This is a genomic window from Taklimakanibacter albus (genome assembly GCF_016595235.1).
Taxonomy (GTDB): domain Bacteria; phylum Pseudomonadota; class Alphaproteobacteria; order Rhizobiales; family Aestuariivirgaceae; genus Taklimakanibacter; species Taklimakanibacter albus.
Genome location: NZ_JAENHL010000007.1, coordinates 1 through 19,455, shown reverse-complemented (window position 1 = coordinate 19,455; position 19,455 = coordinate 1). Strand labels below are relative to the sequence as shown.

The 19,455-nt window shown below is 61.0% G+C and carries 16 protein-coding genes, 11 tRNA genes and 1 pseudogene; 7 read left to right on the top strand and 21 right to left on the bottom strand.

Annotated features, from left to right (window positions below; genetic code table 11):
* Positions 1-123 precede the first annotated feature (123 nt).
* Complete coding sequence (locus tag JHL16_RS11635) at positions 124-432, bottom strand: hypothetical protein (protein WP_200185021.1); 309 nt, start codon at positions 430-432, stop codon at positions 124-126.
* Positions 433-476: 44 nt separating this feature from the next.
* Positions 477-1,271: a helix-turn-helix transcriptional regulator gene (locus tag JHL16_RS11630; protein WP_246770921.1), complete on the bottom strand. Its 795-nt coding sequence runs from the start codon at positions 1,269-1,271 to the stop codon at positions 477-479.
* Between the two features lie 86 nt (positions 1,272-1,357).
* On the opposite strand from JHL16_RS11630, the gene JHL16_RS11625 reads away from it, so the two are divergent.
* Complete coding sequence (locus tag JHL16_RS11625) at positions 1,358-2,917, top strand: MFS transporter (protein WP_200185020.1); 1,560 nt, start codon at positions 1,358-1,360, stop codon at positions 2,915-2,917.
* A 638-nt stretch (positions 2,918-3,555) separates the two neighbouring features.
* On the opposite strand, the pseudogene JHL16_RS34945 reads toward JHL16_RS11625, so the two are convergent.
* The 3 genes and pseudogenes from JHL16_RS34945 to JHL16_RS11615 form a co-directional block, all read right to left on the bottom strand.
* Positions 3,556-3,759, bottom strand: a pseudogene (locus JHL16_RS34945) (glutathione-dependent formaldehyde dehydrogenase); the annotation flags it as partial.
* 60 nt (positions 3,760-3,819) lie between these two features.
* A complete protein-coding gene (locus tag JHL16_RS11620; RefSeq protein ID WP_200185019.1) occupies positions 3,820-4,191 on the bottom strand; it encodes a hypothetical protein in 372 nt (123 codons plus the stop codon).
* A 118-nt stretch (positions 4,192-4,309) separates the two neighbouring features.
* Positions 4,310-4,810, bottom strand: a complete 501-nt coding sequence (locus JHL16_RS11615) for a YciE/YciF ferroxidase family protein (RefSeq protein ID WP_200185018.1) — start codon at positions 4,808-4,810, stop codon at positions 4,310-4,312.
* Positions 4,811-4,951: 141 nt separating this feature from the next.
* Here JHL16_RS11615 and JHL16_RS11610 point away from each other — a divergent pair, with 141 nt between their 5' ends.
* The 4 genes from JHL16_RS11610 to JHL16_RS11595 all read left to right on the top strand — a co-directional run bounded on the left by JHL16_RS11610 (position 4,952) and on the right by JHL16_RS11595 (position 7,769).
* Positions 4,952-5,236: a hypothetical protein gene (locus tag JHL16_RS11610; RefSeq protein WP_200185017.1), complete on the top strand. Its 285-nt coding sequence runs from the start codon at positions 4,952-4,954 to the stop codon at positions 5,234-5,236.
* A 75-nt stretch (positions 5,237-5,311) separates the two neighbouring features.
* Positions 5,312-6,307 carry a YihY/virulence factor BrkB family protein gene (locus JHL16_RS11605; protein ID WP_200185016.1) on the top strand — a complete coding sequence of 332 codons (996 nt, stop codon included), beginning with the start codon at positions 5,312-5,314 and terminating at the stop codon, positions 6,305-6,307.
* A 99-nt stretch (positions 6,308-6,406) separates the two neighbouring features.
* Complete coding sequence (locus JHL16_RS11600) at positions 6,407-6,583, top strand: hypothetical protein (RefSeq protein ID WP_200185015.1); 177 nt, start codon at positions 6,407-6,409, stop codon at positions 6,581-6,583.
* A 781-nt stretch (positions 6,584-7,364) separates the two neighbouring features.
* Complete coding sequence (locus JHL16_RS11595) at positions 7,365-7,769, top strand: hypothetical protein (protein ID WP_200185014.1); 405 nt, start codon at positions 7,365-7,367, stop codon at positions 7,767-7,769.
* Positions 7,770-7,846: 77 nt separating this feature from the next.
* Here JHL16_RS11595 and JHL16_RS11590 read toward each other — a convergent pair whose 3' ends face one another.
* Positions 7,847-8,179: a YciI family protein gene (locus JHL16_RS11590; RefSeq protein ID WP_200185013.1), complete on the bottom strand. Its 333-nt coding sequence runs from the start codon at positions 8,177-8,179 to the stop codon at positions 7,847-7,849.
* A 287-nt stretch (positions 8,180-8,466) separates the two neighbouring features.
* Between JHL16_RS11590 and JHL16_RS11585 the strand changes: the two genes are divergently transcribed.
* Complete coding sequence (locus JHL16_RS11585) at positions 8,467-8,781, top strand: hypothetical protein (protein WP_200185012.1); 315 nt, start codon at positions 8,467-8,469, stop codon at positions 8,779-8,781.
* Between the two features lie 806 nt (positions 8,782-9,587).
* Here JHL16_RS11585 and JHL16_RS11580 read toward each other — a convergent pair.
* On the bottom strand, positions 9,588-9,917 hold the full coding sequence (locus JHL16_RS11580) for a DUF4279 domain-containing protein (RefSeq protein WP_200185011.1): 330 nt from the start codon (positions 9,915-9,917) through the stop codon (positions 9,588-9,590).
* Between the two features lie 352 nt (positions 9,918-10,269).
* Between JHL16_RS11580 and JHL16_RS11575 the strand changes: the two genes are divergently transcribed.
* The gene (locus tag JHL16_RS11575; RefSeq protein ID WP_200185010.1) at positions 10,270-10,851 is read left to right on the top strand and encodes a GNAT family N-acetyltransferase; all 582 of its coding nucleotides are present in this window, start codon (positions 10,270-10,272) and stop codon (positions 10,849-10,851) included.
* 101 nt (positions 10,852-10,952) lie between these two features.
* Here JHL16_RS11575 and JHL16_RS11570 read toward each other — a convergent pair.
* From JHL16_RS11570 to JHL16_RS11505, 14 genes are all read right to left on the bottom strand, one after another.
* Positions 10,953-11,029, bottom strand: a tRNA-Arg gene (locus JHL16_RS11570).
* 11 nt (positions 11,030-11,040) lie between these two features.
* Positions 11,041-11,114 (bottom strand) — tRNA-Cys (locus tag JHL16_RS11565).
* Between the two features lie 271 nt (positions 11,115-11,385).
* The gene (locus tag JHL16_RS11560; protein ID WP_200185009.1) at positions 11,386-11,922 is read right to left on the bottom strand and encodes an HNH endonuclease; all 537 of its coding nucleotides are present in this window, start codon (positions 11,920-11,922) and stop codon (positions 11,386-11,388) included.
* Positions 11,923-11,943: 21 nt separating this feature from the next.
* Positions 11,944-12,018, bottom strand: a tRNA-Ile gene (locus JHL16_RS11555).
* Between the two features lie 9 nt (positions 12,019-12,027).
* Positions 12,028-12,105, bottom strand: a tRNA-Pro gene (locus JHL16_RS11550).
* Positions 12,106-12,166: 61 nt separating this feature from the next.
* Positions 12,167-12,241: transfer RNA gene (locus JHL16_RS11545), tRNA-Asp, on the bottom strand.
* 139 nt (positions 12,242-12,380) lie between these two features.
* Positions 12,381-12,466: transfer RNA gene (locus JHL16_RS11540), tRNA-Lys, on the bottom strand.
* 6 nt (positions 12,467-12,472) lie between these two features.
* A tRNA-Lys gene (locus tag JHL16_RS11535) sits at positions 12,473-12,562 on the bottom strand.
* Positions 12,563-12,778: 216 nt separating this feature from the next.
* Complete coding sequence (locus JHL16_RS11530) at positions 12,779-15,751, bottom strand: caspase family protein (RefSeq protein ID WP_200185008.1); 2,973 nt, start codon at positions 15,749-15,751, stop codon at positions 12,779-12,781.
* Between the two features lie 125 nt (positions 15,752-15,876).
* Positions 15,877-15,952 (bottom strand) — tRNA-His (locus JHL16_RS11525).
* Between the two features lie 148 nt (positions 15,953-16,100).
* Positions 16,101-16,175 (bottom strand) — tRNA-Gln (locus JHL16_RS11520).
* A gap of 208 nt (positions 16,176-16,383) precedes the next feature.
* Positions 16,384-16,467, bottom strand: a tRNA-Asn gene (locus JHL16_RS11515).
* Positions 16,468-16,526: 59 nt separating this feature from the next.
* Positions 16,527-16,600, bottom strand: a tRNA-Gly gene (locus JHL16_RS11510).
* A 94-nt stretch (positions 16,601-16,694) separates the two neighbouring features.
* A partial coding sequence (locus JHL16_RS11505) for an autotransporter outer membrane beta-barrel domain-containing protein (protein ID WP_200185007.1) occupies positions 16,695-19,455 on the bottom strand: 2,761 nt, incomplete at its 5' end.

The window sequence follows — 19,455 nt, the reverse complement described above, 5'->3', positions numbered from 1 at the left end:
AATTTGCAGCGGATTAGCAGGGGATCTGCAGGGATTTACAGCGGATTTTTCTTTCCCCTGTTGTTGGCTCACCAAAGATGGCCCGGATATGACCGTTTATTCAAGCCCTTTCCGGATCAAGCTCTAAGCCTTCTGATCGTAGACCAATACTTCGTCCCGGTAGATCTTAGAGCCGTGATACGGAAAAACATGGTTGCCACAGTGCTCCGTAAAAACGGCGATCGCATATTTGGCTTCGCTGACGATGTGAAACGCCCAGTTAAACTGCACGACAGAGCGGTCCATCAGCTCGATACGCAGCAGGCCACTTGGATGTTCGAACCATGGGCGAGTTCGCTCCGATATCTCTTCAATACGTCGGCCAAAATGCTCGGCCAGCTCTGGGGCCCATTGACGTTCGATCTGAAGGGCGAGGAATGGAACGGGATACATGCTGGTTCTTGCTCAGGTGGGAATTGATCCACAAGTAGTATGATTTACGACTGCTGAAAATAGACGACCATCTTGAGATGCCGGTATTCGTCCACCGTCAGCATCTCATGCGCGAAGTTGCGGCGCGTGCCGTCCGGGTCCAGGATCGTGCCGATGCCCCGCGCATAGAGGTCCATATCCGGCTGCTCGAACCAGCGGCGGAAGTCGGCGGACAGCTTCTTCATCTCGTCGACGAGAGCCAGCATGGCCGGATCGTCTGGGGTGGAGGCCAGATCGCAGCGAAATTGCGACAGCACCTTCGGGGCCTCGTCGCGCCAGCTCGGGCAGCGCCGGCGGAAAGCCGGATCGGCGAAGATCAGGCGGATCATATTGCGGTCGGGTTGCGCGCGGCCTTTGAAGCCGAACAAGTCGTCGGCCATCTGATTCCAGGCGACGATATCCCAGCGCAGATTGGCGACATAAGCGGGCCGGGTCACCAGATCATCGAGCAAGGTCTGGATGAGCGGGCCGACCGACGGCCATTGATAAGCCTCGGGCGGCGGCGGCCGCCGGTGCGCCAGCAGGAAGAGGTGACTGCATTCGGCGTCGTCGAGCTTGAGCGCTTTCGCCACCTTGAGCAGGAAGCTCTCCGAAACCTGGATGTCGCGGCCTTGCTCGAACCAGGTGTACCAGGTGAGACCGACACCGGCGAGGGCGGCCACTTCCTCACGCCTGAGGCCAGGCGTGCGACGGCGGCCGGTTGATGGCAGACCCGCCTCGACAGGTGTCAGCTTTTTCCGGCGGCGGATCAAAAAGTCGGAGAGATCGGTTCGGCTGCGGGCGAGACTACGATCGGGCAAGTCTGTTGCTTTCAGTAACAGGATAATTTCTTATATAGTAACAGGATAAATCTGCCTGGAAAGTCCGCCTCCCGCAAGGAGGTAGCATGACTTCTCAGGACCATCTCGAACTTGCCCTTTCAAGACCGGCGAACGCCGTGGGAGGCGCCCGCGCGTGGCTGGGGCTGGCGCTGCTGGCGTTGCCGACCCTGTTGCTCGGCCTCGATCTCACGCTGCTGCATCTGGCGCTTCCGGCCCTTGCCGCCGATCTGCGGCCGACCAGCACTGAGGCGCTGTGGATCATGGATGCCTATGGCTTCATGATCGCGGGCTTCCTCATCACCATGGGGACGGCTGGCGACCGTATCGGCCGCCGCAAGCTTTTGATGATGGGCTCGGCCGCCTTTGCCGTCGCCTCGGTGCTCGCCGCCTTTTCGACCAGCGCTTTCATGCTGATCGCGGCCCGGGCACTGCTCGGGATCGCCGGGGCGACCTTGATGCCCTCGACACTGGCGCTCATTGCCAACATGTTCGCCGATCCACGGCAGCGCGCACTCGGTTTCGGCATATGGGCCACCATGTTCGCGCTCGGCATGGCGTTGGGGCCGATCGTGGGCGGAGTGCTGCTCGGGCAGTTCTGGTGGGGGGCGGCCTTTCTCATCGCGGTGCCGGTTCTCGGCCTCTTGCTTCTGCTGGCGCCGGTCCTGCTGCCGGAATATCGCGCAGCACAGTCCGGCAAGCTCGACCTTGTCAGCGTCGGGCTTTCGCTCGCCGCGATGCTGCCGGTGATCTATGGCATCAAGCAGATCGCCAAGGACGGTTTCGGACTGCCGCCCATGGGAGCGATGGCGGTAGGACTCATCTTCGCCGTGGTGTTCGTCGGCCGGCAGCGGCGGCTCGCCGACCCGTTGCTCGATATATCCCTGTTTGCCAGCAGAGCCTTCAGCATCGCCCTGATCATATTGCTCTTCGGCCTCGTCGCCGTCGGCGGCACGATGCTGCTGGTCACGCAATATCTGCAACTGGTGGCCGGACTGTCTCCGCTTGTCGCAGGGCTCTGGATGGGACCGCCGGCTCTCGCCATGGTCGCTGCCGGCGTTGCGGCGCCGCTCCTTGCGCGGCGGGTACGGCCGGGCTTTGTCGTCGCCGGCGCGCTGGGCCTGTCGGCGGTGGGGTATCTCCTGCTGACCCAGCTGGACAACAGCGCAGCCAGTGTCGTCCTTGTCGTTGCCGGCTTTTCACTGGCCTATCTCGGGCTCGGCACCATCGCCGCACTGGGGACCGACCTCGTGGTAGGATCAGCGCCCGCAGACAAAGCCGGCTCAGCCGCGGCGATGTCCGAGACGGTGCAGGATCTCGGCGTCTCGCTCGGCATCGCGGTGCTCGGCAGCCTCGCCACCGCCCTCTATCGCAGGCAGATGCTCGAGCGCATCCCTGAAGGGCTTGGTTCTGAAGCGCGGGAGGCCGTCGGCGACAGCCTGTGGGCGGCCTCCTCGGTTGCAGCCGGAGTGCCACCAGGACTCATCGACGAGGCCCGAGCGGCGTTCACGGGAGGGTTCAGCGCTGCGGCCATGGTCAGTGCCGTGGGCGTTGCCGTTCTCGCCCTGCTTGCCGCCGTCTCTCTGCGGCATGTAGGGGTTAGTGGTGCCGCTCAGCCGCGCCAGTGAAGCGAACCGCTCGGAGTTTCCAGGTCACGCGGGCATTGCGGCCTGGAAACTCTAGGATGTTTTCGGCCCGCGGAGAAACTCCTGTTCTCGCAGTTCATCCAATCGTTCGGTAATATAGACATCGTCTGTGACGTAACGAATGTTATCCAGTGATATGCGCCTGCAGGGAAAATGCGTGATGATCTCCGCATCGGTTACCCGTTCGACATATCCAATCAGCCGTCCATCTGCAGCTATCACCCGCATATGCGCCTCAATTCGATCTTTTTGCGAGAGCATCGCGCATCTTTTCGACATCTACTATAGGGGACGCGCGAGCTAAAAAAGCCGGTTGGACGGCTCGGACTTTTGTTCGCGATTACGGCTTCCTGCGGTAACGCGGCACCGATAACTTCTGCTTTTCCTGGCAGATATCCGCATGGATCAAATATAAATCTGCGATCGGGTCTTCAGATATCTTGGCGAGTTTCATCGCTCGCTGGATCATATTCTCAAAATCGTCGGTTTTCTTGCGTAGTCGTCTTTGCATACGAACTCCCCGCCCCCGGGACTACCCAAACACCGAAAGGGCATTAAGGTTCCAAGAATGCGAAGATAAGATCCCCTTCAGGGGAGGGAGTAACCACAAGCGGCCGAGGTTAAGGCTTCAGGACGACCTTTATGCAGCCGTCTTTTCTGTCGCGAAATGTCTTATACAGGTCCGGTCCGTTTTCCAGCGGCGGGCGATATGTTTTCACTAAGGACGGGTCGAACTCACCGCGCTCGATCTTTTCGACCAGATGATACATGTAATGTTGGACCGGAGTTTGGGCCATCCTGAAGGTCAGCCCACGATTGATTGCTAGCCATGTTGTCTGACCCAAGGCTGCAGGCGTTTGAGACGGAACTTGCAGGCCGCTGACTTAAAGATTCCCGTCATCCTGAGCGAAAGCCGCTGCCTTCAGAGTTTCCCAATTCGTGCCATGCTCGCTCACCAGCTCTTCTGCCCGCTCTCGCGTGACACCTTCTTGCAGCAATGCCTCAACGGCCTCCTCTTCACTGCGATCCGCTGTGGGAGAGGCCATACACGCCGGTTGTTGCCCTTCGATCATCGGAGAATTCTGCGTATATTCGATCCGCTCCTCGGCGCTCTGGTCCTTTGTGTGCTCCGCTTGGTGCTCACGCGCCATCTTTTGAGCCTCCAAGGGGGTGGGGGGACGGCCCGTGCGCGGGTCGTAGCTGGCATCATAATTGTTGCCCGCGCTGGGAATATCGGCTTTGGGTTGGTCGGACATAGGGGGAAACTCCAATTGATTTTTTGGCGCTTGCGCTTGACTCTCGCATCGAACGGCGACCCCAAGCGCGAAGGCCCAAAGGAAAAACCCGCCAGTTACCTGGCGGGTTCATGGGTGATTATGCGGCCTCTTTTCGCGCGGCCGCGGGATTGACACTTTCGGCCAACCCGCTCAGTTTTTCGTCGGCGGCCTTTTCCTCTTCAAGGCTTTCCCTGAGCAGGTCCGCGGCTTCCGTCATGTCGAGCTGATTTGCCCAGGCGATGAGAGCGCCGTAACGGGCAATCTCGTAATGCTCCACAGCCTGAGCCGTGGCTATGAGGCCGGCATCCATCACGCCGTCGTCCTCCGCCTCTTCCATGAGATGGTCGCCCTCGGCCGACAGACCTTCAATCGCCTCGCACTTTTTCGCCTTGGGGGTCATTTCCATCAGTCCAAATACCTTCTCAAGGCGCGCGACCTGGCCGGCGGTTTCTTCCGCATGGGATGTAAATGCCTCGGCCAGCTCCTCCGTCGTGGCCTTTTTAGCCATCTTCGGCAGTATCTTAGTGAGCTTCTTCTCGGCGTAATACATGTCACGAAGAGTGTCTTCGAACAGGGCCTCAAGTGAATTCATGGCCATAACAGCAGTTCCTTATTTGGGGGGTATTCAATAGGAATGGCCGCCAGACTGATTCGTTCCAAATCCACACCGCGGTTTCCTTGAGCAGCGGCACTCAATTGCCCCGGCTGTGCGTGGTTTCGGGAACACAGGGAGTCTCGAATGGTTGATCCTTCAACGCATTTCGAAGGAGAGATGATGAGCATGAGCGAACATCCGGATATCTCAGAGGCAGCCCTCACAGCTTTGATACTGAAGGGGATCTCCCGTGAGGCCGCTGAGCAGCTGATAGACGCAGCCGGGTATCCGTCGGCCGAAGATAATCTGGAGGAGTGGGATGAGCGCGTTTCGGGCAGGCCACCATCGCAGGAGAGACGAAAGCAGATCCTGACCGAACATCATAAAAAGGGTTTGCCGCCTCTCGAGCCGCCTCCATTCGCTGAATGACGGAGCATTGTTCCGACGGGCGCCGGTTCATTGATTGATAGTGCCATCGGTCGGCGGAACTTTTACCGGCAGAGAATGTTCCTGGACTTAAATCAGCTGGAACCTAGTCGCGCGCCCAAGGCCGGGCGCTTCCTTTTGATGACCGGATGGGCCTTGAGAGGAACCTCGCTCTTGCGAAAGCCGAAAGCCTGGAGCGCTGTGCCGCGCGAGGTCAGAACGCCTCAGATATGGTGGTCGATCTGGCGAGATGCCGCGGCAGGGTGGATATCACATGGTGCCGGACAGTTGGGAGCGTCTCTCGCCTATTACTCCATATTCGCGATCGGGCCTCTACTCATCATCGCCATAGCCATTTCCTCCTTGGTATTCGATGAAACGGAAGTCCGCGGCAGAATAAGCGGACAGATTTCGGGCCTGATTGGTGTGGGGGCGGCAGATGGCATAGACAGACTCCTCACCGGCACTGGATCACCTTCACAAGGAGTATTCGCGTCGATCTTCGGCGTGGCAATTCTGCTGGTCGGAGCGCTTGGCGTCGTGGTTCAGCTGAAGAGCGCATTGAATACGGTGTTTGAAGTGCCGGCCCCGCCAAGCCTGGGCGTCTGGACGTTCATTCGAGTCTACGCCGTTTCGCTTGCCGTAGTGCTGGCGGCCGGCTTCCTCCTGCTCGTGTCATTGCTCATCTCGACAATCCTCTCATCAACGGGAACCCTCTTGGCGCCCTATATATTTCCCGCCGTGCTCCAAGGCGGAAATGTCATTGTTTCATTCTTTGTGTCGACCGCGATATTTTTTTCGATGTTCAAGTGGCTGCCGGATATCGACCTCGGATGGAGTTCAATTCTGCCGGGGGCTTTCCTTACTGCCGCGTTGTTTGATATCGGGCGCTTCCTGATCGGTCTCTACATTGGAAGGCAGGCGCTTGAATCAACTTATGGCGCCGCGGGCTCGCTCGTGGCCATCCTCATCTGGGTCTACTATTCATCTCAGATCGTTCTGTTTGGAGCGGAGTTCATTCGGGCCTATGCGCAGGCTTCCGGTTCTCGACGGAAGGATCTCGGCCACCGGTAGAAATTCTGCGCTCATTTCGAGCCGAGGAACTTTTGCGCTCCCCTGGAATTGCCGAGAGGTGACATTTGTGGACGCCTGTTCTTGTCGGAGTGTATTACCGTGAACTATAAGCCGGAGGAATTGGACCTTCTCGCATCCGTGCTCGACCGCGCTTTTGATGAAAAGCCGATACATTTGAGCCGAGAGCTGATGACCAGCAGGCTGCTGTGGATGGCGAGGAGAGGGGAGCGTGACCCCGATCTGCTGCTCAAGCATGCTTTGGGTAAACACGCATAGGGCATGCATGGCTGTGGCCGTTTGTGATCAATATGCTGTTCGGATCGCCACCGGCCTCTGCATCCATGTGGAGAAGCCATGACAGTATACTGCTCGCTAACTTCCGAAGTACGACAAGAGCAGGCAGTGCGCATTCAAGGAGACTTCTAACACTTACGGCTTCTTCGCCAGGTGGTAGCCCTTCCTGGCGATATCGGTGAGACATTTCCTGGTATCGATCCCGTAGAGTCCAGGCTCATCAGCGCTCATCTCCAACGACTCGAGGAATCGCCAGTCTGTGTGCGAGCCTGCTGGCGGGAGATTGGCTCGTTCATGTTCGGGAGTCACCCCGTAACACAAGACTGCCTCAAACACGGAAACCTTCACTCAGGCTCTCCCCTTCCGACGTGAAGGGTGCCGTCGCAAATCTGAGTTGCTGTCGTTGCTTACTCGTGACAGTGACAATCGCATTCATAGAGGCTAGCACCGGAAACGAGCGAGTGACAACCCGTGGTGGGGCGCGTAACCGGAAAGGGCGGCGCGTGGCCGATAGAGAAGAGAAGGTTGGCCATTAGCCCGAGCCCTCCAAGGAGAATGACCATTCATTTCCGGCACTCTTGCTTGAGCCTATCGGGCGGAGGCGTGCCGGGTATCCATGGATGCTGATGAGCAATACATGTCCAGCTGGGCGTCAGGGCGAAAGCCGGGCTACGAGAAAATGCTGACCGTATTCCTTGCTGGCCCCTTACAACACGACGTGGCATTTTGTAAGCTAATCTCAGGAAACAATCCGAGACGATCCATGGACTGGTATCTGCATCGGCAGGCGATAGGGCGGGCAGGGCCGGCTCTCATGATGGTCTCTATCATGTGGCTGATCGCGGGGTACTTCTATTTCGACCCCTTCGTCAGGCTGGGCTTCGTGCCCGCGCCGAAGGCATCGTGGGGCGAGACTGCGCATTGGCTCTATATCGAAACGGCAGTGAGAGGTGGTATTTCCGCAGGTGTGGGAGTCTTGATCGGCTATGTCATTCTTTATGCCCGGTTGCGCAGAGGAGCGCGCTTTGGTCCCGTATCTTGGTGGATTTACGTGCTGGCGGTCAGCGTCTTTCCTTTCGGCTTGATCATAGGTCTGGCCGCCTTGCACTACTTGCTGCCATTCTGGATACCCGGCTTCGATCTCTTTGCGGAGCTTGCCGCCAGTTGAAGCGGATGCCGTATGGATTATTGTCAACCGCTGGAGAGTTCTGATACGCCGCCTGCCGAACAAGCTGTGGCCTCATATCAGGGCGTCTCTTTCAATGGCCAGACTTCAACCACACCATGCGCCACTGCGCAGGGCACGTGCGAAACCTTCTCAATAGCTTCGCTCAAGTCGGCGGCCTCGATGATGGCGAAGCCGGCGACCGGCAAGGCCGACGACATAAACGGACCATCGCGGGTTTCCGTGCCGCGGGCCTCTGGATTGCGTACCTGCACAGGTGCGCCGGCGATCCCCATCACCGCGCCTTCGGACCGCAGCTTCGCATCCTGGGAGTGAGCGGCGTCCCTGAGAGGGCGGGGCGTACGGTCGTAGTCCGCCGCGTTGCCATATCCAATCGTGATGAACTTTGGCATGGTTCGTCTCCTTTCAGCGCCGGGGAGCAGCACCGGACGCAAGGCAGCGCGGACAGTACAGGGGCTCGGCTACCCTTTCGTTGGTCAAGGCGGGAAATCGGAAAAACCGCCTTGTTCCCCTTCCTGTCGCGTCCGATTGACACGCGCCAGCCTTGCCGTCGACAACGTGTCCGCCCGGCGGGAGGTTCCCTGCAGGATGCGCCAGCGCCTTTCGGCGCTTGCGCGTCCTGCGCAACCTTTACAATCGGAGACGGTATTCTGTACGATAACCGCAGGAGCCGGGCCGGATGACAATCAAGCCGAACGTGTTGCAGGGAATGTTCTTTTGGGTGTTTGGCGCCAGCCTGGCGACGGTGTGCGGCTTGATGCTGTTGCCCGGCATGATTTTCTTCGCCCCTGTGAAGGCGGATTATGGTGACTTTCCAGAGTATTCTATCATCAACATTATCAGCTTGACGGCGTTTGTGTGGTTTCTTGTCGCCTCCACAGCAGCCTATGTGACCCTGCGACGCCGAATGCACATGACCTTGCCGACGGGTACCAAGGCATCGTTGTTCGTGTTGGGGGTGCTGGTCAACAACGGCGTTGGCCTTGCCGCATAGTTCTGGGCCCGTGCCGTCCTTTAGAAAATCGCCCGAACCCTGAAAACAAGTCTCAGACGCGGTATTCTGGTGGATCAGTACGTGATTGGAGATGGTGAGGAATGAGTCGCCGTCCGCTCTGGAAGCCGAGAACCCTGGCAGTCTGCATCTGCGGGGGCATTCTGGCTGGCGCTTTGAACTGGATCATGCCCGGCTATACAGGGGGCATCGTCTTCTGTGGGCTCATGGTGATGATATATATCTGCCGTCTTGTTGAGAAGGTGAAAGATTGAAAGACTTCACCAGCTCTTTCTGAGCGTCACGGTCAGCCCCAGGGCGCCCAGTCGTCCGGCAACGGCCATGTCGACCTCAATTCGCCTCCGGCCACCTTGTGTACAAATGTAGCCGTTCCAAGCGCCAGCTCTTGATTTTCAGAGCTGACACAAAGAACCAGGCTCGCCACATCATCGATCGGCTGGAATTGACTGTCTGGTCACTCTGTTCACGCGAGTCATCCACAGCGAAGTCCACTCTGTTGTGTGGGGATCCGGATAGCTGTCTCCTTCCCAGTCGAAATTGCAGTTCGCGCCCCATAGGTACTCAGCAACCTGTGGATACGGTGGCCGCGGCCCGGGATTGACGAGGAAATATTTGGCGATCTGCAGCTTGTTCATGACCGCGATAAGCTCCTTTTGTAAGCGCTGAGTGCAAAGTCTAACGATGGCATTGCGCACTTAGTCTTCAGTTGTTGGGCCGTAGATATCGAAATCGAGGGACACACCACGCGACGACAACAGGCCGAGTGCCTCGGCGCTGATGTCGATCCCTTAATTGGACTCCTTCATGAACAAGCCGATGAATAGGTCCGGGGCGTATTTGGCGGACAAGTCACGCCAAACTGAAAGATCGGTGGTCAAGGCACCAAACAGCTCCCGGAACTGAGCCTCGAGATCGCCGGGCTCACGCCTTTCCACTTCAAAGCGCCAGCTGCCCGTCTTGGCTATGCGGGTAAAACCGGTATTCTTGCCTGTGATCATCTGCCCCTTGATGACTGACGCAGTCGGCGCCTGCCCGAGCCTCGCGGTCAGGTCGTCGGGATTCAGATCGTCACCAAAGAATCTGAGGCAAACTGTTGTTTCTGAGATAACCGCCATCATCCACTTCCTCATTCTGCAGAGGCGAGACTCGTTGGCTCGCTTCTGAAAGCCGTGACTTGTCGTCGATATCCATTCGAGGTGCTCAGATCGGCGCTCCGATCCGCTGAGCAATGAGGGCTCGGGGGAGCTTGGAGTCTTCATGGCTTTGCGGGCCAGCCCGCAGCCGCTCCGGTACCACACCTTGGGATTGTGTGGAAGGATCGCCTGGACAGGATACCATCAGAAGGAGACGGCCCCGGGTTCAAGGCAATGCAAGGGTTCGGCTACCCAATCGTTGGTCACTGTGGGAAATCGGAAAAACCACATTGCCCGCGCTATTGCGTTAGCGCCGCCTGAGGGCGAAAATGCCGTCATGAAAGAAGTTCGTTTTCCGAAGCTCGTGACACCACGCCTTTTGCTGCGGGCGCCGAGCGAGCGGGATATTCCGGCATGGTTTGCGCGTGCGACGGATGTCGAATCCGCATCCCTAGCCGGCGATCCTGTTCCCGACGACATAAGCTCAGGCAAGCAATGGCTGGCCCGTTCGCGTCAGCGGCTCGCTGACGGTCAGGCAATCCAATGGTCCATAGACCGAGCAGGAATATCCGACGCGATCGGGACAATAACTCTCTCCTTCAGCGCAACCGACGCCAAGGCAGCCGCGTTGGGATTTGTGCTGGCGCGGGCGCATTGGGGGCTCGGACTGGGCGGCGAGGCGGCGCGCGAAGTCCTCCGTTACGGGTTTGAAACTCTGGCGCTTGAACAGGTGGAGGCCGAGGCGGCGGCGCGCAATTCCGCGTCGCTTCGGATATTGGCGAAACTCGGTTTCAAACATATCGGGAGCTTCATCGATGAGTCTGACGGCGAGCCTTGCGAACGTTTTGTCCTCGTCGGCGGAAATTGGCGGAAAGACCGGGATTCGAACCCGGACGGCCTTTCGGCCTCGGCGCTCTAAGTCTTTGTTTGTACGCATCGGCTTGTCCGAGAAGCGCACGCACTTCTCGGGCCGATGCTCCAGCAGAGCGCTGGTTTGACCATTCACCCATCTCTCCTGATTGGTGCCCTCGGGCCGATTCGAACGGCCGACATCCGGTTTAGAAGGCCGGCGCTCTGATCCGCTGAGCTACGAGGGCGCGGGATAGCGTGGAGGTGTGGAGGCGAGTCGAACGCCTCTTCATGGCTTTGCAGGCCAGCCCGTAACCGCTCCGGCACCACACCTTGAGGTCTGATTCTGGCGGGTTCGCTTCAAACGAAGCTCCACCGAATTTTCCCTTCTCCCGTTGCGCAGCAATGGGAGAAGGTGCCCGATAGGGCGGATGAGGGCTCTTCTGAAACAGCGCAAAGTCTGAGGCAAAGAGCCCTCACCCGGCCTTCGGCCACCCTCTCCCATCCTGCGGACGGGAGAGGGGGGATATGGACAGGAGCGCAAGCGCCTTTCGGCGCTTGCGCGTGCCGCCGGTACATCCGCGGTCGGCACAATCTTCGTGGATCAGTTCTCCAGCTCGACGTCCCAATAGAGATAGTCGTTCCAGCTCTCATGCAGGTGGTTGGGCGGGAACGACCGCTTGGCGGCGAGGAGCTCATGCGGGGACGGCTCGCGCGGTGGCGTGACCGGACGCATGGCGGAGAACTTATCCTTAGCCTGGTTGCAGGGCGAGCAGGCCGCGACGATATTCTCCCAGGAAGTGACGCCACCGCGGCAGCGCGGCAGGACGTGGTCGAAGGTAAGGTCGGCCGCCGCGAACTTGCCGCCGCAATACTGGCACTTGAAGCGGTCGCGCAGAAAGACGTTGAAGCGCGTGAAGGCCACGCGTTGCGCCAAGGGTTGGTATTGCCGCAACGCCACGACCGAGGGAAGGCGGATCTCGGTCGAGGGACTGCGCGCGACGACGTCATACTCGGCGACGACCGAGATCTTCTCCGACAGGACGGCGCTCACCGCGTCCTGCCAGGGCAGAAGCGAGAGCGGGAAGTAGCTCAACGGCCGGAAGTCCGCGTTGAGCACGAGAGCAGGGTGGTGTTGCATGGCGAACTCCGGGTTGAAGGATGGTGCGCGCCCCCGGATTTGAACCGGGACCGAGGCGGTTATGAGCCGCCGGCTCTGCCGTTGAGCTAGACGCGCAAGTGAAGGTGGTCAGCGTGGTTGGATTTGAACCAACGACCCTCGCCTTCCGAGGGCGATACTCTGGCCGGGCTGAGCTACACGCTGACATCTTATTGGCGCAAATCCCTATCGCCAAAGTCTTCAACTTTGGCTGGATGTGCGCGAGTGGCGATCCTTGCGGGACTCGAACCCGCGACCAACGCATCGACAGTGCGCTGCTCTACCCCTGAGCTAAAGGACCTTGAGATTGGTATGGCGTTCTGGCTTCCATCGACGGCGCCATCTGTCCAGCTCCGCTTGCCTCACGTGCTTCGTCGACAACCAGTCACACGATTGCTGGGGCGGGGCAGGTCTGTCGCTATTGGTCGATAGCGATAATTTGGAAGACCAGGTGAGACTCGAACTCACGAAGGCTTTCGCCAGCAGCTTAAGAGGCTGCTCCCTTTGCCACTCGGGGCACTGGTCTGGGATTTGGGGGACCGGGCAGGAGTCAAACCTGCGTTGTGGCTTGCGCCAACCTGATTAAAAGTCAGGGCCGTTCGGTCACTACGGTAACCGGTCCGTCAGCATGTGATGTGGCACGCGCCGCGAGGCGGGGCATGCCTCGTAGCAATGGGAGGGTGAGGGGCACCCGGTCGTCGGGTGCATTCACATGTGAATCTGTTGCGATGGCTGTGTCAGAAAGAAGGGGTAACAGGGATGCCCCTCACCCTCCCAACGCTGGCGCGTTGGGTCCCTCCCTCTCCCCGCTTCGCGGGGCGAGGGGAAGCTGCATACTTCAGCGCAGGCCGTTCATGCGGGCCAGGATATGGTCCTTGGTCGCGGCGTAGACGGATTTGTCGTCGGTGCGCGACGCCGCTTTCTCGATGAGGTCCAAGGCGATCTGGTAGGCTTCGAGCGCGCTCTTGCGATCATTGTTGGCCTCCCAGACATAGGCCGACTCGACATGGGCATTGGCGATGTCCGACATGAATTCCGGATTGCCGGGCTCGATGGCCGCGGCCTGCTCGGCGAAGCTGCGGGCGGATTTGTAGAGATCGAGGGCGCGGTTGGGATCGTTCTTGGCCCAGGAGCCGCCGACCTTCATGTAGTTCTTGTAGACGTCCTTGAGGGCCCAAGGCCTTTTGGGGAAACGCTTTTCGTTGGCGAGCGCCACTTCGAGCTGCGTGTCATTGGCGGCCCAATAGGATTTGTAGTCCTTCTTCACCCAGTAGACGCGGGAGATGCGGTCGAGCATGACCGTGACATCCTGCCAGTAGATCTCCTGCTCGGGATGGGCGGCCGTCAGTTTCTCCGCGTAGCTAAGCCCTTCCTGCTCGGATTTGAGCGCGTCGTCATAACGCTTCAGCTGGATGTAAGATTCCGAGATCTTGGCATAATAGCCCCAGGCCTTGCGCTGCCAGTCGACATTCCTGGGGTCGAGGGCGGCGAGCTGCAGCGCGGAGGCATGCGCCTTCTTGGTGTAATCGAGCGCCGCCTGCTCGTCGGGCACGAAAGCATAATAGGTCGAGAGATTGGCATAGGACGCGGTCAGATCGCCGATCCACAGCTTGTTGGTGGGATCGGACTTGGCCAGCGCTTCACGGATGGCGATCGTCTCATTGTGGTCGGCCAGCACCTTGTCGAAATCGATATTGGTCTGATTGCCGAACCTGACCGCGAAGGCGCGGCCTTCCAACGCGCCGGCGAGGGCGCGCTGATAGGCGGTGTTCTTCGGGTCTGCCGACACCAGCCGACGCAGGATCTCGGCCGACGACTGATAGGAGGCGACGGCCAGGCGGTCGCGCTCCTCCTTGTTGCCCGGCGCATCAAAGCTGCGGCCGACTTCGCCGACCGCGATATAGGCGGTGGACAAAGCGAACTGGCGCTGCGGGTCGTCGGGCTTCGCCTCGGCCAGCTGCTGCGCCAGCGCCAGGCCGGACTTCGCGGATTCGCCGGCTTCCGCGAGCTTCTTCGCGGCCTGCTGAACCTCGCTCATCAGGAGGAAGGTGCGCGCCATCGCCACCTTGGGTCCATCGACCGCCGGGTCGCGCTCGACCAGCTTGCCGATGACGGTGCGGGCCTCCTCATAGGCCTGCAATGATTTCTCGTTGTCGCCCTGCAGCTTGTGCAGCGCGCCGATCTGCAGATAGGCGGCGGCCTCGGCCTCGAGCGCCTTGCCGTCTTGTGCATTGGCCTCGGCGATCGCCTTGCGGATGGCGAGGCCCTCTTCGTAAGCGCCCAATGCTGAGGTCGAGTCGCCCTGGTCGCGCAGCACGTCGCCGAGCTTCAGCCGGCTCGCCGCGACATTGGCCTGCCACAGCGTATTGTCCGGCTCCTTGCCGGCCAAGGTCTGGGCGATGGCATATTGGCGCTCATAGGCCTTGCGGCCTTCGGCCAGATTGCCGACGGTCAGATAAAGATCGCCGAGGGTTTCGAGCGAGGCGAGCTGCTGCGCGCGCTGATCGGCGGGCAGGGGATCAGAGCCGAGCTCGGCATAGAGGGCAGCCGCCTGCTCATAGCTGCCGATGGCGAGATCATATTTGAGGTCGGCGCGCGAGGCGCCGCCGCTCAGCACATGGGTCGCGGCCTCGGACAAAGTGCGCTCGAGGAAGTTCGTCTTGAGCGCGCTGCGCGAGGTGGAATCGATAGTGGCCGCCTCGGCGAGCTTGCCGCGCGCCGTGTCGAAGGCGCCCAGCGCCAGCTGCTGCTCGGCCTCCTGGCGCAGTTTCGTCACCTGCGGGTCGTTGGAGGACAAAGCGCGCATCTGGTTGCGCGTCGTCACGAAGGCGTCGGCCGCGTCGGTGAGCCGCCTGGTGCGCTGCTCGAGCGTCAGGTCCTTGGCGTCGGACGAAATGAGCGCGCCATAAAGCGGCGCCAGCGGCATGTCCTTCTCCTTGGCCAGCCGTTCGACCTCGTCACGCAGACCGGTGGTGACATCCGCCATGGCGAGCAGCAGGCGTTCACGCTCGGGGAGCTTCTCGACGGTCGTCGCGGCGAAGAACAGCGTGGGCAGGCCGTTTTCGATATAGGGCAGCTGATTGCCGCGCGACTGGTCGTAGACCTCCTGCTGGACGAGGGTGAGGGCGGAGCGGATTTCGAGACCGTCGGTGCCGAGATATTTCGACAGCGCCGTGGTGAAGGGCGAATTGGGGCCCTGGCCGTCGGACGCGGTGGCGCCCGGCGCGGCGGAAAAGGCGAAGAGCACATTCTCGGCATTGCCCATGCGGCCGAGGCCGGGCCTGATGTCGAGCGGCATCTCCGGCTCTTCGGCGACTGACGCGGCGCGGGTCGTTCCATCGCCGCCGGCGCCGCCGCCGAAAGGATCGTTGCGGCAGGCATCGAGCATGATGAGGCCGACCTTGCCGACTTCCGCGATGGTGGCGCGGATCTCGTCGAGCGGCATGGCCGAGGTTTTCAGAACATCGGCGCTGTCCGCCTTGGCGTCGGTGGGCAGCAGGAAGTTCTGGCCCGAGATCTCGACGCCGTGGCCGGCGAAGAACACCAGCGCCACATCGGCGCCCGCCGCATCCTCGCGGAAGTCCTCGAGTGCCCGGCGCATGCGTTTCAGATCGCGGTTCGATTCGAGCGTCACCTCGAAGCCGAGCTTCTCCAGCGTCTTCTCGATCGCCATCGCGTCATTGACGGCGTTGGAGAGGGGGCGGATGGTCTTGTAGTCGTCGGCCCCCATCACGAGGGCGACCCGCTTTTCGGCGAGCGCATGGAGCGGAGTCACAATGATGAAGAAGGCGGTCGCAGCGATGCGCAGCACGTCAGAAATCTCCCGGTCAGGTTGAGCGCAAGACACCACGTCAATATGGCAACCGCAAGCCTGATTTTGTGCGCTTCGATGGCCAGATTTTGACCGGGGGGAAACGGCACATCCATGGTTTCAGATGGTCCCGGCTCGAGGGCTCGAACCTCAATCTCGCGGTCCACAGCCGCGCGCTCTATCCACTTGAGCTAAACCGAGAGAAAATGTGGTCCCGGCGGTCCGGATCGAACGGACGACCTGCGGGTTATGATCCCGCCCCTCTACCGTTAGAGTCTTTTGTTGGGGCGCTTCCTTATCGCCAAAGTCGAGCAACTTTGGCGGGAAGCGCTCTGTTACACCGGGAAGCTGGATCTCCCTCTTGGGTTCGAACCAAGCCGGACGGGACCAAAGCCCGTTGCCCTACCTGCTAGGCGAAGGGAGAGTGGTCGCGCATGCGCGATGCCAAATGACTCAGGCCTTGCCGGCGGATCCGTCCGATCCGTCGACTTCTCGAATCCCCGATAGCGGCCTGCGGACTATCAGCGACCGATGGTGGGCGATCGCTTCGGGATTCACTCCGGTCCTTCCCGAGGTCCTTGGCTGAAGTCTCGGGAGTGACTTGGGTTGGTATCGCCTGTTGGCGACAGTGTTGGCTCCTGGGGCAGGACTCGAACCTGCAAACCTTGCGGCGCCTGATTAACAGTCAGGTGCGTTTGCCATTCCGCCACCCAGGAATCCTCCTCCGCCAAGGCTGCGGAGGACAGTTGATCGCAAGCGATCTTGCGAAGCAGGATGGCGCGGATTAGCGGAATCGAACCGCTATCATCGGAGTGGCGCTCCGAGGCCCAGCCAATAGACCAAATCCGCATTATGAAGGGGTGCACCGGACGAGATGAAACTGGGCACCGCTATGTGCATCGGCCCCATCGATCTCGACCAGGTAGGTCGCGAGCGGATATTCCTAGAACTCAACCGCGAGGGTCGCGTTGAGGCCGTGATCCTCGGCATCGTCGCCGATCTCGCCGCTATAGGCGATGCCGAACGTGGCGTCTGGCGAGATCGCGAGGTCGAAGCCCGCTTCCAGCACTGCCGCGTCGCGCGCGATCGGGGCGCCCGCGATCACGAAATCGGCTGAGCCGTCGAAAGCCAGGGTCGCTTCCGGCTGCACATCGCCGAAGGCATGGCGCCAGCCCGCCATGGCGCGGAACGATGCCGGCATCGCGCCGACCTCGAAGCCCGTCGCGGCGCGCAGGCCCAGCGTCGTGAAAGTGTTGTCGTTGGTCTCGGAGTCGCTCGTGAGCGCCGCCGGCCCGCCATTCTCCTCGTAGCTGCCGGTATGGGTCGAGACATAGGCGGCATTGGCGAAGGGCTCGAGCCGCACGGCGTCGAGATCGAACGCATAGCCCGCCTCGCCGAAGACCTGCACGGTGTCGGCATCGTAGTCGGCAGTGAGCTTGTCGCCGAGCGCATGCCGCTCGGTATCGACATCGTGCCAGGCATAGGCGACGCCGGCGCGCAAGCCGAAGGAGTCGATCTGCGTGCCGCCATAGAGGCCGATCTGGAAGGTGTCGGCGTCGCCGGAGGAATTGCGATCATCGGCATCGAAGCTCGAATGGGCATAGCCGGCGAGCACGCCGAGCCGTGCCGCATCGCTGACCGCCATGTCGGCGCCGGCGAGCATGCCGCCACTATTGCGGGTGAAGTCGGCGGCATTGCCGTCGCTGTCAGTCCTGGCCCAGGAGCCGAAGCCGCGCGTCCACAGAGCGAGGCCTTGCGTGTCGGCCGGCGCATTCGTCAGACCGGTGGCGCCGAAGCCCATGACCTGCTGGCCGGTGGCGGCGACGCTGCCGAAGGCCGAGCGCAAACGGTCATTGGCAGCATTGCGCCAGAACCGGCTGTCCTGTTGGAACATGCCGATGAGCGAGGCATGCACCTCACCCGACAATTGATCGAGCAGAGCGCGCGCTTCTTCATCGCTGCCCGTCATGGCGAGTGCCAACCACACGGCGCTGGTATCGTCGAGCGTATCGATGGCGCCTGCGGTGGCGCGCTGGTTGCGCGTCAGGGCGACATCGGTGAATTCGACGTTGTTGCGCTCCAGCTCGAGCGTCACGTCATTGCCGTCGCCGCCGGCATAGTCGATGAGCTTGTCCAGGAAGACGAGATTGTTGGTGTCGTTCAGCGTGAAAGTGCCGGTCACCGCATCAGTGAGATCGTTCTCGATGATGACATAAGGCCCGGTGAACACGCCCCAGCTGGCTGCGGTAGTAGGGGTGAGCACCAGATTGAGCGTGGCGCCGGTGATGTTTACGGTCCCGTTCACGATGATCTTGTCGGCCTGAGCAGGATTGGCCTCGATCTCCAATATGCCGGCATTGACGTAGTCGCCGTCGACCGTCTGGGTGTCGATCGAGTTGCCGGGCGCATGAATGCCGCCTGTCGCGATCGTCGTCTTGCCGATCGTGCCATTGCCGCCGAGCGTCGCGCCGCTGGCGACAAACATGGCGCCGCCGAGCTTGTTGTTGACCCGCAAGGTGCCCGCATTGACATAGGTCTCGCCATCATAGGCCGAGCTGTCGCCGGTGAAGATGAGCGCGCCGGTTCCTTCCTTGGAGAGGATCCCGGTGCCGTCGCTGGTGAGCTTGCCGGAATAGGTACCCTGGAAGCTCTGATCGAAGATGAGCTTGGCCTTGTTCAGGATGTCGCCTTGCAGGCTGTCCGTGTCGCCGAGCAGCGTGCCGTCCTCGATCGTCGTGCCGCCCAGATAGCTGTTGGTGCCGAAGAGCCGCAGCGTGTCGGCGCCGGTCTTGGTGAGCGAGCCGCTGCCGGTGATATTGCCGTTGAGGACGAGGTCGCCCGTTTCGATTTCGATCGTGGCGTCGCCGGTCAGCGAGACGGCCCGCCCGCTGGTGAAGCCTGCACTCGCGCGCAGTGTGGCGTCGCCAATCTCGATCCCGCCTGTCACAAAGCCGAGATTGCTGTCGGCCCCGACCTGCAGCACGCCGCCCGTGATCACCGTGCCGCCGGTATAGGTGTTGGCGCCGGTCAGGATCAGCGTGCCGCCGCCGATCTTGTTGACGCCGAAGGCGCCGGTCGATGAGATGGCGCCCGCATGGGTGCCGGTCTCGTTCGCATCGACATTTATGTCGAGATTGGCCTGGAGGTCGGTGTCGTTGCCGATCGTGATGCCGTCCTGGATGTCCAAGGTCGAGCCGAGGACGGTGAAGGTGCCGGTGCCGAGCGCGTTGTCGTGGCCGACGCTGATGGTGCCGCCGTTGATCGTCACCCCGCCGCTGAACGTGTTGTTGCCGGTGAGCACCAGCGTGCCGGCGCCGGTCTTTGCGAGGCGCCAGGAGCCGGCGGCGGAATAGCCGGCACAGCCGTCTGCGCAGTTTGGGCCGCCGGTTGCGTAAAGGGTTCCCGGGGCTCCGCCGGAGCCGGTCTGGTCGGCGATCACATCGTTGAGGGTTTGCGTATTGCCGGCATCGGGCGCGAAGGTGAGCGTGCCGTTGTTGCCCTGCAGGAAGATGCCGGAGCCGAAGGCCGAGCCGGCGCCGGCGTCGCTGCCGCCCGCTGTCCCGCCCGCAATGGTGTTGCCGTTGACGGTCAGATTGCCTTTGACGGTCAGGCTGCCGCCCTCGACCACGAAGATGGCGCCACCCATGCCGGCGCCGCCCCCGCCGCCGCTGCCCGCGAGACCGGCAGCACTGCCGGCGCCGCCG

Bases quoted from the DNA above. Each gene is read 5' to 3' on its own strand.
- JHL16_RS11560 (WP_200185009.1), bottom strand. From the start codon at position 11,922: ATGCAACACCACCCTGCTCTCGTGCTCAACGCGGACTTCCGGCCGTTG.
- JHL16_RS11585 (WP_200185012.1), top strand. From the start codon at position 8,467: ATGACAATCAAGCCGAACGTGTTGCAGGGAATGTTCTTTTGGGTGTTT.
- JHL16_RS11615 (WP_200185018.1), bottom strand. From the start codon at position 4,810: ATGGCCATGAATTCACTTGAGGCCCTGTTCGAAGACACTCTTCGTGAC.
- JHL16_RS11635 (WP_200185021.1), bottom strand. From the start codon at position 432: ATGTATCCCGTTCCATTCCTCGCCCTTCAGATCGAACGTCAATGGGCC.
- JHL16_RS11590 (WP_200185013.1), bottom strand. From the start codon at position 8,179: ATGCCAAAGTTCATCACGATTGGATATGGCAACGCGGCGGACTACGAC.
- JHL16_RS11625 (WP_200185020.1), top strand. From the start codon at position 1,358: ATGACTTCTCAGGACCATCTCGAACTTGCCCTTTCAAGACCGGCGAAC.
- JHL16_RS11580 (WP_200185011.1), bottom strand. From the start codon at position 9,917: ATGATGGCGGTTATCTCAGAAACAACAGTTTGCCTCAGATTCTTTGGT.
- JHL16_RS11620 (WP_200185019.1), bottom strand. From the start codon at position 4,191: ATGTCCGACCAACCCAAAGCCGATATTCCCAGCGCGGGCAACAATTAT.
- JHL16_RS11575 (WP_200185010.1), top strand. From the start codon at position 10,270: ATGAAAGAAGTTCGTTTTCCGAAGCTCGTGACACCACGCCTTTTGCTG.
- JHL16_RS11610 (WP_200185017.1), top strand. From the start codon at position 4,952: ATGGTTGATCCTTCAACGCATTTCGAAGGAGAGATGATGAGCATGAGC.
- JHL16_RS11605 (WP_200185016.1), top strand. From the start codon at position 5,312: ATGTTCCTGGACTTAAATCAGCTGGAACCTAGTCGCGCGCCCAAGGCC.
- JHL16_RS11595 (WP_200185014.1), top strand. From the start codon at position 7,365: ATGGACTGGTATCTGCATCGGCAGGCGATAGGGCGGGCAGGGCCGGCT.